Origin of the sequence: Streptomyces sp. NPDC001816, assembly GCF_042892235.1 — a bacterium.
Lineage (GTDB): Bacteria > Actinomycetota > Actinomycetes > Streptomycetales > Streptomycetaceae > Streptomyces.
Map to the genome: position 1 here is coordinate 521,968 of NZ_JBIATY010000003.1, position 12,303 is coordinate 534,270.

The window sequence follows — 12,303 nt, forward strand, 5'->3', positions numbered from 1 at the left end:
GGCATAAGCGACCGAACAGCGTGCTTCTGAGTATGAGGTCACAAGCGTGCGGGGTTTTGGAGTCGCGGACGGCGATGTTGCGGGCGACTTCGACGCATTCGCCGCTGCCGCTGCTGTAACTGGACTTGAAGGCTCCCGCCACGCAGGCGTGGCCGCCCGCATGGAAGGGCAGCACCTGGATGCGCACGTTGGGGAGTTGGGCCACCTCGAGCAGGCGCTGCAACTGTGCGCGCATGACCCCGGGACCACCGATCTGCTGCCGAAGCGCAGCTTCCCAGATCACCGCGTACACCTGAAGCGGCTCGGGCCCCGACAGCCGAGCCTGGCGCTTCACCCGGGGGCGGGGTTGGCGTCGGGCATGGACGCGGTCTGGGCGGAGTGGAGCCTCGGCCTCACCCTCCGCGGTGGCGATCTACACACGCGCACACGGAAGTGACGGGAATGGCGCTAGCGTGGGGCCGTGCCGGATGGGCGCTGGACGAGCGGAAGGGGCGGCCGATGACCATGCCGTACGCGGACGGGAACGGTCCACTCATCCCCAAGCCCGAATTGACCCTGTCGGCGCTTCGGCAGGCCGTGGCCACGGTCGCACCCTCCCGCCTGCCCGAGTTCTTCGAGGACCTGCAGAAGGCCTTCGTACGCGCCGGGGACGAGGACAGCGTCGTACCGATCCGGATGTTCTACCGGCAGTGGGGCGTCGTGGTCGAGATCGAGCGGCACCCGGTGACGGCCCGGCGGCTGCACGCCGCCGAGCAGGCCATCAGCAGCCCCGACCCGGACGTGCGCGAGCGCGCCATCCGCGAGGCCGGGGAGATCGTACGCGCGGCACACCGCGAGGTCGCCGGTGGCTGACTGGCACTGGGAGCAGTTCCAGGACGACCTGCTGGACGGGCTCCCGGATGCGGCCCGCGCCGAGACCGAGCGGCTGGCCAACGAGATCGCCGTACGCGAGTCGATGGTGTTTCTGGAAGGAGCCGCGTACACCGGCCCCGGACCTGGCGTACGGACCGAGACTCGTGGCCTGCTCATGCTCACCTACCTGACGGACGTGCGCGGCGAGCGGATCGTCCTGGTCCAGGTGAGCTGGTTCGGCTGAGGCGCGGCGTACCCCGGGGATCAGGCGCCAGGCACAGCACCCACTCCCGCTGAGAGTGCCGAACGACAACCCGGTCGGGGTTTCCCGGCGACCACTATTCACTCAGTACATGTATCCAGTGCATACTGATCTCCATGAGCACTCGGCACATCCTTCTGGGGCTGCTGGAGGCAGGGCCGAGCCATGGCTACGACCTCAAGCGGCGCCATGACGAACGCTTCCCCCAGGCTCGTCCGCTGGCGTACGGGCAGGTCTACACAACCCTGCAGCGCCTGGTCCGGGACGGTCTCGCGGAGGTCGACGGGACCGACGCCGACGGCGGGCCGGAGCGGACGCTGTACCGGTCGACCGAGGACGGAGCGCGCGAACTGGCCCGGTGGGCCGGGGAGATCGCCCCGCCCGCGCCGTTCGTGGCGAACGAGATCTTCGCCAAGGTCGTGGTCTCGATCCTCTCCGGCGGCGATCCGGCCGCCTACCTGCGCGCCCAGCGTGCCGCGCACATGGAGCGGATGCGGCAGCTCACGGCCGTGAAGACGGGCCCGGGCGCCGATCTGGCGACCGTGCTTTCGGCGGACTACGCCCTCAACCATCTCGACGCCGACCTCCGCTGGATGAACACCACGGCGGCCCGGCTGACCACTCTGACCGCGGAGGTCGACGCAACATGAGCAACAGGGCGGATTCCTCGGTGCCGCTTCTGGCGGGCCGGGATCTGGTCAAGGCGCACGGGAGGACCCAGGCGCTGCGCGGCGCCTCGGTCGAACTGCGCGCGGGCGAGATCCTCGCGGTGACCGGTGCCAGCGGCAGCGGAAAAACGACGCTGCTCCACTGCCTGGCCGGGATCGTCCGGCCGGACGAGGGCGCGGTGGCCTACGACGGGCAGCGGCTCGACCGGCTGCCGGAGAAGCGGCTGAGCGAGCTGCGCCGTACCGACTTCGGTGTGGTGTTCCAGTTCGGGCAGCTGATTCCCGAGCTGACGGCCCTGGACAACGTCGCGCTGCCGCTGCTGCTGGCCGGCACCGACCGCGCGGGGGCCCGGGAACGAGCGGGCGCGTGGCTGGAGCGGTTCGGAGTGCGCGGGCAGGAGGAGCTGCGGCCGGGCGAGATGAGCGGGGGCCAGGCGCAGCGGGTGGCCCTGGCCCGGGCGCTGGTGACCGGCCCGAAGGTGGTCTTCGCGGACGAGCCGACGGGCGCCCTGGACTCGCTGGCGACCGAGCAGGTGATGACGGCCTTGGTGCACACGGCCCGCGAGGCGGGCACGGCGGTGCTGCTGATCACGCACGACGCCCAGGTCGCGGCCTACGCGGACCGTGAGACGCGGATGAGCGACGGGCTCGCGGTGCCGGCGGAGGTGGCGGTGTGACGACCCGTACGCGCGACACCGTGACCGCGCCCCGTACGCGCGGCACCTTGACCGCGATCCGTACGCGCGGCACCGTGACCGCCGATGTGCGCCTCGCCTGGCAGCTCATCCGCGGCTCCGACCGGCAGGAGTGGTGGCGGGCCGGGCTGACCGCGGCCGGGGCCGCGCTGGCGACGGGGTTCGCCCTCGCCGCCGTCGCCCTGGCCTCGCTCCGGGGGTACCACCAGGTGCCCCTCGGCCACGGTCTGCTGAACAACCCCGGCGAGCGCTCGGGGGTGATCGTCTGCCTGCTGCTTCTGCTGGTGCCGGTACTGGGGTTCCTCGGACAGTGCGCCCGGATCGGCGCCGTGCACCGCGACCGGCGGCTGGCCGGGCTGCGGCTGGCCGGCGCCGGCCCGGCCCAGGTGCGCCGGATCGCCGCGCTGGAGACGGGGCCGGCCTGCCTGCTGGGCTCGGTCCTCGCCACCGCCGTCGCGGTGCCGGTCCTGCTGGACCTGTGGGACAGCCCGACTCCCGCGGCCTGGGCCGGACTCGCACTGGTCGCCCTCGGGGTGCCGGTGCTGGGCGCGGCGACCGGCGCGCTGGCGCTGCGCCGGGTGGTGGCCTCCCCGCTCGGGTGGGTGCGCCGGGTGCGGCCCGGCAGCGGCCGGGGGCCGGGGCTGCTGTTCGTCGGCGGGGTGCTGGTCGTCCTGCTGCTGGCGCTCTGGGCGGTCGCGAACACCTCGAGCACGGACCGGGGGCAGGTGCCGTTGACGGTGTTCGGGCTGGTCATCGCGGTCGGGGCGGGCACGGTGTGGCTGGCCGGGGGCACGGCCGGACTGGTCGGACGGGTGCTGGCGGGCCGCGCCCGGTCCGCGGCGACACTGATCGCGGCGGAGCGGCTGCGCGACGACCCGTGGGCCGCGGCCCGCACCCACGCGGCCGTCCTGCTGGTCACGATCGTCGGCACGGGCTTCGTCGGCGTCCGTCAGGCGTTCCTCGCCGACCTGCACGCCATGAGCCGCGGGAATCACCTCGGCATGCCCGTGTCCTTCTACACGACCGGTATCAACCTGACCGGCGCCGCCATCCTCGTCGCCCTGGTGATCACCCTCTCCGGCCTCGCCGTCGGCACCGCCGAGTCCCTGGCGAACCGCCGCCGCGGCCTGGCCGCACAGGTCGCTGCCGGGGTGCCGCGGGCGGTGCTCGGCCGGGCGCTGCTCCTGGAGACGGCACTGCCGCTGGCTCCGGCGGTCGCACTGGCCGGCGCGGGCGGGATGGCGATCGGCATCTGGTACGGCTTGGTGACCCAGGAGTACGTCAGCCAGGCCGTGCCGTACGCCGCGCTGCTGGTCCCGGTGGGCGTGTACGCCTGCTGCCTGCTGGCGGCGGCCACCTCGCTGCCCCTGCTGCGCCGCTCGGTGCACCCGGCGGAGCTGCGCTACGCCTGACCGCCACCGGAACGTCCGGCCCCGGGGTACGGGGGTCCCCGAGGCCGGACCACGCGGGTGCCCGGGGTGCCGCCCCGGGTACGCGAAGGCCCGGATCGTCAGGCTGAGATGCCGTCGATCCGGGCCATGGCGTCGTCCGCGCCGTACGGCTGCAGGTAGGGCAGCCAGCGCGGGTCCCTATGGCCGGTCCCGATGATGCGCCAGGCCAGACCGGTGGGCGGGGCCGGTTTGTGACGCAGCCGCCAGCCCATCTCGACGAGGTGCTTGTCGGCCTTCACGTGGTTGCAGCGGCGGCAGGAGGCCACCACGTTGTCCCAGACGTGCTTGCCCCCGCGGCTGCGCGGGATGACGTGGTCGACGCTGGTTGCGACGCCACCGCAGTACATGCACCGGCCCCCGTCGCGGGCGAACAGCGCCCTGCGGGTAAGAGGAACGGGCCCCCGATAGGGAACCCGGACGAATCGCTTGAGCCGGACCACGCTGGGTGCGGGGACTGTGACGGTTGCGCTGTGCATATAGGCGCCGGATTCCTCGAGGGAGACAGCCTTGTTCTCCAGGACGAGGACGAGCGCGCGACGGAGCGGTACGACGCCGAGCGGCTCGTACGACGCGTTGAGGACCAGGACATGCGGCACGGGTGCCTCCTTGGGCGTCGGCGGCGCGTGGCTCGCGCCGGGACGATCTGCAGTCAGTCTCCCCTCATGCCTGGTGGAAGCGCCACCATGTCCCGGTAACGGGCTGGGAGTGTTTTCGACCACACCTGGTTCATCCCCCGGATCATGGCCTGTTCAAGCCCGGGTGAGACCGGTCTCTCCTGTGGCCCTCCTGTGCGGAACGGGGTGGTGCACACACAATGCCCCGTTAGTGTGGTGGTCCTGTCCGCCCGGTGACCTTTTCGTGACCTTGACCGCCCCACCGGACGGACCGTGCAGCACGTTGGAGGTACCTGCCGTGTCCTTGCCCGTCGTCCTAGTGGCCGCCGGTGCGACGCCGACCCCGTCTCCCTCGGGGGCGACGGCCCCGGCCGTGCCGAACCTTCAGGACGCCCAGGAGAGCGCGACGAACGCGGCGAGCTGGGTGGAGCAGAACTGGTCGACCTGGCTCGCGATGGGCCTGCAGATCCTGCTGATCCTGGTCGTGGCGTTCGTGCTCAGAGCGGCGGTACGGCGGGCGATCACCAAGCTGATCGACCGGATGAACCGCACCGTGGAGTCGGTGGACGGCACCGCGCTGGGCGGGCTGCTGGTCAACGCCGAGCGGCGCCGGCAGCGCTCGCAGGCGATCGGCTCGGTGCTGCGCTCGGTGGCCAGCTTTCTGATCCTGGGCACGGCCGCGCTGATGGTGCTGTCCACCTTCAAGATCAACCTGGCGCCGCTGCTGGCCTCGGCCGGTGTGGCCGGTGTGGCGATCGGTTTCGGCGCCCGGAACCTGGTCACGGACTTCCTCTCCGGCGTGTTCATGATCCTGGAGGACCAGTACGGCGTCGGCGACTCGATCGACGCGGGCATTGCCTCCGGCGAGGTGATCGAGGTCGGGCTGCGGGTGACCAAGCTGCGCGGCGCCGACGGCGAGATCTGGTACGTCCGCAACGGCGAGGTCAAGCGGATCGGCAACCTTTCCCAGGGCTGGGCGACCGCCGGGGTCGACGTGACCGTGCGGTCGAGCGAGGACCTGGACCGGGTGAAGGCCACGCTGGACGAGGTCGCCGAGCAGCTGGCCAAGGAAGAGCCCTGGAACGAGCTGCTGTGGGGGCCGATCGAGGTGCTCGGCCTGGACAGCGTGCTGATCGACTCCATGGTGGTCCGGGTCTCGGCCAGGACCATGCCCGGCAAGTCGCTGGCGGTGGAGCGCGAGCTGCGCTGGCGCATCAAGCGGGCGTTCGACGCGGCCGGCGTCCGCATCGTGGGCGGGGCGACGGCGACTGAGAACGTCGAGGACGTCCCGGACCCGACGGCCTCGGTCGCGGCTCCTTCGGTGTACTCCAACGCGGACTCGCCGCAGGCGGCGGCCGCTTCGCCGATCACTCCGCAGCAGCGGCCGGCGTCGAAGTAGTTCCGCAGGCCAGGCGGTAGCCCTCGCGGACCCAGGCGTCCTTGCCGGGGTGCTCTCCGCACCGCAGGAGCGCGCTGCCGTCGCCGTCCCAGGTGGTCACGCTGCCGTAGAGGTCGGTGTCACGGCCGGGACAGGTGACGGTGAAGCTCGCCTGTACGACGTGGACGCCGTCGGCCTCGACGAAGCGGCCCGGGACTCCGCGGAGGTCGACCGTGACCAGGTCCTGCTTCCGGTGCACGGTCGTCCGGCCGGGCCTGCCCAGCATGGACACGTCCTCGCCGAGGCGGTCGGCGAGCGAGGCCAGCACGCGCCGGCCCGAGACGCTCGGCGCGCTGGTCTCCACGCTCGCCGTCACCGTGCGCACGTGGACGGCCGGGAACTCGAAGTGCGCGTACTTCTTGGCCCTGACGTCGCTCTTGCCGACCGTCACCACCGGGGAGACCTCGGTGAGCCGCCATTCCGTCGCGGTCGTACGCCAGTGGATGGCTCCGGACCGGCAGGAGGGGGCGGACGCGGAGGGCACCGCGTGCGCGACCGGCTTCTCCTGCGCCGTGCACGCCACCGCCCCCAGCAGCAGCGCCACCGCCGCCGCGATGTGACGCCTTCCCATTCCGCCCCCACCATCCCCACCATCTGACACAGCGCCACGAACGCACTCGCGCGAACGGTGAATCTAGGTCCTCTGACCAGCGGAAACCAGGTCCGTGACGCACTCGTGACGATCAAGGGTTCAGATCGTCTTCACAGGAACCCCGTATTCCCTCCGCATCCGGTGATCCTTTAGTGTCGCCTGCACGACGGGCCCTGGTTCTGGAGCGCGATGCCGCCCGGGGGCCCGTTGCGAATGTGGGGATACATGAGAAAGCTCGCCATAGGCACCGCCCTGTCCGGTGCCCTGGCTCTGACCGGCCTGGCCGCGCCCGTCGCCTCCGCGTCCGGCACGCCCGACCTGACCTTCGCCGGCGTGACCGTGAACAACGGCAAGCCGCTCGTCGTCGGTGTCAGCAAGGCCGTGAGCGTGCCGGTGACGTACACCCTGACCCGGCCCAAGGACCTGGTCATCGACCAGAAGAAGACGTTCCAGGCGGTCGTCCTCTACCGCGGCACGCTGCGGAACGTCGGCAACGAGCTGGACCCGCAGGCGGCGCCCAGCTGCTCGACCACCGCCACGACGGACACGACGGTCACCGAGAGCTGCACCGAGACGATCGTCGTGGAACCGGGAGACTCCCTGTGGGAGGCCGCGGACGCCACCACCTGGAAGGCCGCGGGCCTGTACGCCCACACCGACGGCACCGTCTCGGACGACTACCTGCACAACGAGATGGACGTAACCCTGTGGGGCAACCTCGCCCCGGTGACGGTGCAGCGCGCGGCCAAGGTGACCGTGAACGCCTCCCCGGAGCCCGCGGTCAAGGGCAAGACGATCACCGTCAAGGGCTCGCTGACCCGGGCGGACTGGATGAGCGAGAAGTACACGGGCTACAAGGGTCAGACCGTCCTGCTCCAGTTCAAGGCGGACGGCGGCTCGTACAAGAACGTCAAGGCGATCACCTCCGGCACCGGGGGCGCCCTGTCCACCACGGTGACGGCGACCAAGAGCGGCACCTACCGCTTCGTCTTCACGGGTACGGCCACCACCGCGGCCAAGGCCTCCGCCGGTGACCACGTGACGGTCAACTAGACCGGCAGCACCCCTTACGGGCACGCCCCCGAGGTAACGACTCTGTTGCCTCGGGGGCGTTGTCTATTGACGCCCTCTTCGTCCTGGGCTTACGTTCCTCCCACCCGAATAGGAAAGTTTCCTAACAGTGATCTTCGGGCGGCCGTTGATCAAGACTGGACGTCATGACCAGGTCACTGGGAAGCTGGGCAGTTGGAAAGGCAGGTGTCGACCCCCATGGCAGGAACCGCCGGTACGCCGGGCACCCCTCGCGTGCTGCGCGCCATGAACGACCGCGCCGCCCTGGATCTCCTGCTGGAGCACGGGCCGCTGTCCCGCACCCGGATCGGCAAGCTCACCGGCCTGTCCAAGCCGACCGCCTCCCAGCTGCTGGCCCGCCTGGAAGCGGCCGGTCTGGTCCGGGTCACCGGCACCAGCGAGGGCCGGCCGGGCCCCAACGCCCAGCTGTACGCCGTCAATCCCACGGCCGCGTACGCCGCCGGGCTCGACGTCACCCCCGAGCGCATCCGCGCCGCCGTCGCCGACATCACCGGCCGCACGGTCGGTGAGTACGAACTGCCCACCCCCGGCCGTCGCCCCGCCCACCCGGTCGTCCGGCAGGTCACCGACGCCCTCGACGGCGCCGTGAAGTCCGCCGGGCTGGCCCGGGACGACGTCCACCGGCTGGTCATCGGCACCCCCGGCGCCTTCGACCCCAACACCGGCCGGCTGCGCTACGCCTCCCACCTGCCCGGCTGGCACTCCCCCGCGCTGCTCGACGACCTCGCGGCGGCGCTCCCGATGCCGGTCGAGTACGAGAACGACGTCAACCTCGTCGCCCTCGCCGAGCAGCGGCTCGGCGCGGCCCGGGGCCACAGCGACTTCGTGCTGCTGTGGAACCAGGAGGGCCTCGGCGCCGCCCTGGTCCTCGGCGGCCGGCTGCACCGCGGCTGGACCGGCGGCGCGGGCGAGGTCGGCTTCCTCCCCGTGCCCGGCACCCCCCTGGTGCGCCAGGTGACCAAGGCCAACAGCGGCGGCTACCAGGAGCTGGCCGGCTCCCAGGCCGTACCGAAGCTGGCCCGCGAACTCGGCATCGAGGACGTGCCGTCGGGGCCGTACGCCGAGGCCGCCGCGGAACTCCTGGCCCGCGCCGCCGACCATGCGAGCGGGCCCCACCGGGAGCTGCTCGCGACCTACGCGACCCGGCTGGCCACCGGTCTCGCCTCGCTCGTCTCCGTCCTCGACCCCGACCTCGTCGTCCTCAGCGGCTCCGTCCTGACGGCCGGCGGCGAGGTGCTGCGCACCCTCGTCCAGGCCGAGCTGGAGGAGCTGGCGGCGGCCCGCCCCCGGCTCGTCGTCGGCGACGTCCGTGAACACCCCGTGCTGCGCGGTGCGTTGGAGTCCGCGCTCGCGGCCACCCGCGACGAGGTCTTCGACACCTCGCACTGAGCCCCGCCCCCCTCCGCAGTCCCCCTCTTCTCACCCACCCCTGCCCCGGGAGACCTCGCCATGCCCGAAGTCATACCCTCTGTTGCCCGAAAGGCGGCTTTTGCCGTAACCGCGTCGCTCGCCCTGCTCACCACCGCCTGTACCGGCCAGTCCAACTCCGGCGCCACCGACGACGCCGCCAAGGACACGACGATCAACTTCTGGCACGCGTGGAGCGCGCCGAACGAGGTGAAGGCGGTCAAGTCCCTGGTCGCCGGCTTCGAGAAGGCCCACCCCAACATCCATGTGAACGTCGTCGGCAACATGACCGACGACAAGATCAACCAGGCGCTGCGCTCCGGCGGCGACAAGGCCCCGGACGTGATCTCCTCCTTCACCACCAACAACGTGGGCAAGTTCTGCTCCTCGGGCGCGCTGGTGGACCTCAACCCCTTCTTCAAGAAGTCGGACATCGACCCGGAGACGACCTTCCCAAAGGCGATGAACGAGTACACCCAGTTCGACGGCAACCGCTGCTCGGTGCCGCTGCTGGGCGACGCGTACGGCCTCTACTACAACAAGACGGCGTTCGAGAAGGCGGGCATCACGGCCCCGCCGAAGACCTGGTCGGAGTTCGAGGCCGACGCCAAGAAGCTGACGGTCCCGCAGGGCGACGGGTACAAGCAGCTGGGCTTCATGCCGGACTACCACGGCTGGGAGTCCACGACCGAGCACTACTTCGGGCAGTTCTCGCCGACGTACTTCGACAAGGCCGGCAAGTCCGCCGTGGCCGAGGACCCGGCGTTCGAGAAGGGCTTCACCCTGCAGAAGAAGCTCGTCGACGAACTCGGCGGCTTCCAGAAGCTGGAGAAGTTCCGGGCCACCCTCGGCGACGAGTGGGGTCCGAAGCACCCCTTCCACACCGGCCAGGTGGCCATGCAGCTGGACGGCGAGTGGCGGCTCGGCATGGCGCTCGACACCAAACCGAAGTTCGAGATCGGCGTGGCTCCGCTGCCCGTACCGGACGACCAGGCCGGCCAGTACGGCAAGGGCTACATCACCGGCACCATCGCGGGCATCGCGGCCACCAGCCACAAGCAGAACGCGGCCTGGGAGCTGGTGAAGTACATGACCACGGACACGGATGCGGTGGTCGGCTTCGCCAACGACATCCACAACGTGCCCTCCACCCTGGCCGCGCTGAAGTCCCCGAAGCTGAAGTACGACCCGCGGTTCAAGACCTTCCTGGACATCGCCGCGAACCCGGACTCGACCACGAGTCCCGCCTCGATCAACGGCGGCCAGTACCTGGTGACGATCCAGCAGTTCGGCTACGACTACGAGAGCGGCAAGGTCACCGATCTCAAGGCCGGTCTGAAGAAGACGGCCGCGCAGATCGACACGGACATCGCGCAGGCGAAGTAGCCATGAGCACGATCACGCTCGCCTCGAAGCGCCGCAGGGCGACGCTTCGGACGGCCGCCTTCATGTCGCCCTGGCTGATCGGCTTCGCGGTCTTCTTCGCGTACCCGCTGATCTCGACGGTCTACTTCTCGTTCATGCACTACGACGGCTTCAAACCGCCGACGTGGAGCGGAACGAAGAACTGGACGTACGTCTTCGAGCACTACCCGCTGTTCTGGCCCGCCCTGCGCAACACCCTGTGGCTGGTGCTGGTGATGGTGACCCTCCGGGTCGTCTTCGGACTCGGTGTGGGCCTGCTCATCACGAAGATCAAGACGGGCGCTGGCATCTTCCGCACCCTCTTCTACCTGCCCTACCTCGCCCCGCCCGTGGCGGCGACGATGGCCTTCGCCTTCCTGCTCAACCCCGGTACGGGGCCGGTCAACTCGATCCTGGAGAAGGTGGGCATCCCGGCGCCGGGCTGGTTCAACGACCCCGCCTGGTCCAAGCCGGCCCTGACCCTGCTGGCGCTGTGGGGCATCGGCGACCTGATGGTCATCTTCATGGCCGCGCTGCTCGACGTGCCGACGGAGCAGTACGAGGCGGCCGAGCTGGACGGCGCGTCGGCGTGGCAGCGGTTCCGCTACGTCACCCTGCCGAACATCTCCCCGATCGTGATGTTCGCCGTGGTCACCGGCGTGATCCAGACGATGCAGTACTACACGCAGCCGCTGATCGCGGGGAAGGTCGCCTCGGGTGTGATCCAGGGCGCGGGCACCCAGTTCGAGCCCGGCTACCCGGACAAGTCCACGCTCACCCTCCCCCAGCTCGTCTACAACCTTGGCTTCCAGCGCTTCGACTACGGCTCGGCCTGTGTGGTGGCTCTGGTGCTGTTCGCCCTGTCGATGGTGTTCACCGCGTTCCTGATGCGGCGCCGGGGCGGTCTCATCCAGGCAGGTGACTGACCATAACCCAAGTACTGGACCAGCCGGTGAAGCCGGCGCCGCCGGTGTCCGGGGCGGAGCGGACCGCCCGCCGCCGGGCGCTGCTCGAATGGATCGCCGTCCACTCCCTGGGGATCGCCGCCGCGCTGTTCTTCACGCTCCCGTTCGTGTTCGTGTTCCTGACCTCGCTGATGAGCGACTCGCAGGCGCTCAGCCGGGACCTGATCCCGCACACCTGGGAGTGGGGCAACTACCGCAGGGTCTTCGACACGCCCGGCTTTCTGACCTGGTGGAAGAACACCCTGATCTACGCCGGTCTCGGCACCGTGCTGACCGTCGTGTCGTCCATTCCGGTGGCGTACGCGCTCGCGAAGTTCCGCTTCCGGGGCCGCAACCTGTCACTCATGCTGGTGATCTCGATGATGATGCTGCCCCCGCAGGTGGTCATCATCCCGATGTACCTGTTCTGGGCGAAGCAGCTGGATCTGTCCGGCACGCTGTGGCCGCTGATCATCCCGATGGCGTTCGGGGACGCGTTCTCCATCTTCCTGCTGCGCCAGTTCCTGATGACGATCCCGAACGAGTACGTCGACGCGGCGAAGGTGGACGGCTGCGGTGACCTGCGGACTCTGCTGCGGGTCGTGCTGCCGATGGCGAAGCCGGGCATCGCCGCCGTCGCCCTCTTCCAGTTCTTCTACGCCTGGAACGACTACTTCGGCCCCCAGATCTACGCCTCGGAGAACCCCGGCGCCTGGACCCTCTCCTACGGCCTGGAGTCCTTCAAGGGCGCGCACCACACCGACTGGAACCTCACCATGGCCGCGACCGTGCTGGTCATGGCCCCCGTGATCCTCGTGTTCTTCTTCGCCCAGAAGGCGTTCGTGGAGGGCGTCACGCTCACCGGAGTGAAGGGTTAACCAGAC

13 protein-coding genes and 1 pseudogene are annotated in these 12,303 nt (G+C 70.3%); 11 read left to right on the forward strand and 3 right to left on the reverse strand.

What is annotated here, in order from left to right:
• Positions 1-43 precede the first annotated feature (43 nt).
• A pseudogene (locus ACFYZZ_RS13380) lies at positions 44-412 on the reverse strand (DUF397 domain-containing protein); the annotation flags it as partial.
• A gap of 86 nt (positions 413-498) precedes the next feature.
• Here ACFYZZ_RS13380 and ACFYZZ_RS13385 point away from each other — a divergent pair.
• The 5 genes from ACFYZZ_RS13385 to ACFYZZ_RS13405 all read left to right on the forward strand — a co-directional run bounded on the left by ACFYZZ_RS13385 (position 499) and on the right by ACFYZZ_RS13405 (position 3,889).
• Entirely contained in the window at positions 499-852 is a 354-nt protein-coding gene (locus tag ACFYZZ_RS13385; protein WP_389174821.1) for a hypothetical protein, read from the forward strand.
• Complete coding sequence (locus ACFYZZ_RS13390) at positions 845-1,096, forward strand: hypothetical protein (protein ID WP_389174823.1); 252 nt, start codon at positions 845-847, stop codon at positions 1,094-1,096. Before ACFYZZ_RS13385 ends, ACFYZZ_RS13390 begins: the two co-directional genes overlap by 8 nt.
• Positions 1,097-1,230: 134 nt before the next feature.
• Entirely contained in the window at positions 1,231-1,764 is a 534-nt protein-coding gene (locus tag ACFYZZ_RS13395) for a PadR family transcriptional regulator (RefSeq protein WP_389174826.1), read from the forward strand.
• The gene (locus ACFYZZ_RS13400) at positions 1,761-2,459 is read left to right on the forward strand and encodes an ABC transporter ATP-binding protein (protein ID WP_389174828.1); all 699 of its coding nucleotides are present in this window, start codon (positions 1,761-1,763) and stop codon (positions 2,457-2,459) included. Before ACFYZZ_RS13395 ends, ACFYZZ_RS13400 begins: the two co-directional genes overlap by 4 nt.
• Before the next feature lie 74 nt (positions 2,460-2,533).
• Positions 2,534-3,889, forward strand: a complete 1,356-nt coding sequence (locus ACFYZZ_RS13405) for an ABC transporter permease (protein ID WP_389175750.1) — start codon at positions 2,534-2,536, stop codon at positions 3,887-3,889.
• 98 nt (positions 3,890-3,987) lie between these two features.
• On the opposite strand, the gene ACFYZZ_RS13410 is transcribed toward ACFYZZ_RS13405, so the two are convergent.
• Positions 3,988-4,524 (reverse strand): HNH endonuclease, encoded by a 537-nt coding sequence (locus ACFYZZ_RS13410; protein WP_145878278.1) that lies wholly within the window; start codon positions 4,522-4,524, stop codon positions 3,988-3,990.
• 316 nt (positions 4,525-4,840) lie between these two features.
• Between ACFYZZ_RS13410 and ACFYZZ_RS13415 the strand changes: the two genes are divergently transcribed.
• A complete protein-coding gene (locus ACFYZZ_RS13415) occupies positions 4,841-5,941 on the forward strand; it encodes a mechanosensitive ion channel family protein (protein ID WP_389174831.1) in 1,101 nt (366 codons plus the stop codon).
• Here ACFYZZ_RS13415 and ACFYZZ_RS13420 read toward each other — a convergent pair.
• Positions 5,910-6,551, reverse strand: a complete 642-nt coding sequence (locus ACFYZZ_RS13420; protein WP_389174834.1) for a hypothetical protein — start codon at positions 6,549-6,551, stop codon at positions 5,910-5,912. The two genes, ACFYZZ_RS13415 and ACFYZZ_RS13420, sit on opposite strands and share 32 nt — an antisense overlap.
• Before the next feature lie 246 nt (positions 6,552-6,797).
• On the opposite strand from ACFYZZ_RS13420, the gene ACFYZZ_RS13425 reads away from it, so the two are divergent.
• From ACFYZZ_RS13425 to ACFYZZ_RS13445, 5 genes are all read left to right on the forward strand, one after another.
• Positions 6,798-7,625: a hypothetical protein gene (locus tag ACFYZZ_RS13425; RefSeq protein WP_389174837.1), complete on the forward strand. Its 828-nt coding sequence runs from the start codon at positions 6,798-6,800 to the stop codon at positions 7,623-7,625.
• Between the two features lie 216 nt (positions 7,626-7,841).
• Positions 7,842-9,053, forward strand: coding sequence for an ROK family protein (locus ACFYZZ_RS13430; RefSeq protein WP_389174840.1), 1,212 nt, complete (start codon positions 7,842-7,844; stop codon positions 9,051-9,053).
• Positions 9,054-9,113: 60 nt separating this feature from the next.
• Positions 9,114-10,457 carry an ABC transporter substrate-binding protein gene (locus ACFYZZ_RS13435; RefSeq protein ID WP_389174842.1) on the forward strand — a complete coding sequence of 448 codons (1,344 nt, stop codon included), beginning with the start codon at positions 9,114-9,116 and terminating at the stop codon, positions 10,455-10,457.
• Between the two features lie 2 nt (positions 10,458-10,459).
• Positions 10,460-11,401 carry a carbohydrate ABC transporter permease gene (locus tag ACFYZZ_RS13440; RefSeq protein WP_389174845.1) on the forward strand — a complete coding sequence of 314 codons (942 nt, stop codon included), beginning with the start codon at positions 10,460-10,462 and terminating at the stop codon, positions 11,399-11,401.
• A 2-nt stretch (positions 11,402-11,403) separates the two neighbouring features.
• A complete protein-coding gene (locus tag ACFYZZ_RS13445; protein ID WP_389175752.1) occupies positions 11,404-12,297 on the forward strand; it encodes a carbohydrate ABC transporter permease in 894 nt (297 codons plus the stop codon).
• The last annotated feature ends 6 nt before the right edge of the window (positions 12,298-12,303 follow it).

What these genes read in the sequence shown, in the direction of transcription:
- ACFYZZ_RS13430 (WP_389174840.1), top strand. Translation starts at nt 7,842, where the DNA reads ATGGCAGGAACCGCCGGTACGCCGGGCACCCCTCGCGTGCTGCGCGCC.
- ACFYZZ_RS13385 (WP_389174821.1), top strand. Translation starts at nt 499, where the DNA reads ATGACCATGCCGTACGCGGACGGGAACGGTCCACTCATCCCCAAGCCC.
- ACFYZZ_RS13420 (WP_389174834.1), bottom strand. Translation starts at nt 6,551, where the DNA reads ATGGGAAGGCGTCACATCGCGGCGGCGGTGGCGCTGCTGCTGGGGGCG.
- ACFYZZ_RS13400 (WP_389174828.1), top strand. Translation starts at nt 1,761, where the DNA reads ATGAGCAACAGGGCGGATTCCTCGGTGCCGCTTCTGGCGGGCCGGGAT.
- ACFYZZ_RS13440 (WP_389174845.1), top strand. Translation starts at nt 10,460, where the DNA reads ATGAGCACGATCACGCTCGCCTCGAAGCGCCGCAGGGCGACGCTTCGG.
- ACFYZZ_RS13435 (WP_389174842.1), top strand. Translation starts at nt 9,114, where the DNA reads ATGCCCGAAGTCATACCCTCTGTTGCCCGAAAGGCGGCTTTTGCCGTA.
- ACFYZZ_RS13425 (WP_389174837.1), top strand. Translation starts at nt 6,798, where the DNA reads ATGAGAAAGCTCGCCATAGGCACCGCCCTGTCCGGTGCCCTGGCTCTG.
- ACFYZZ_RS13395 (WP_389174826.1), top strand. Translation starts at nt 1,231, where the DNA reads ATGAGCACTCGGCACATCCTTCTGGGGCTGCTGGAGGCAGGGCCGAGC.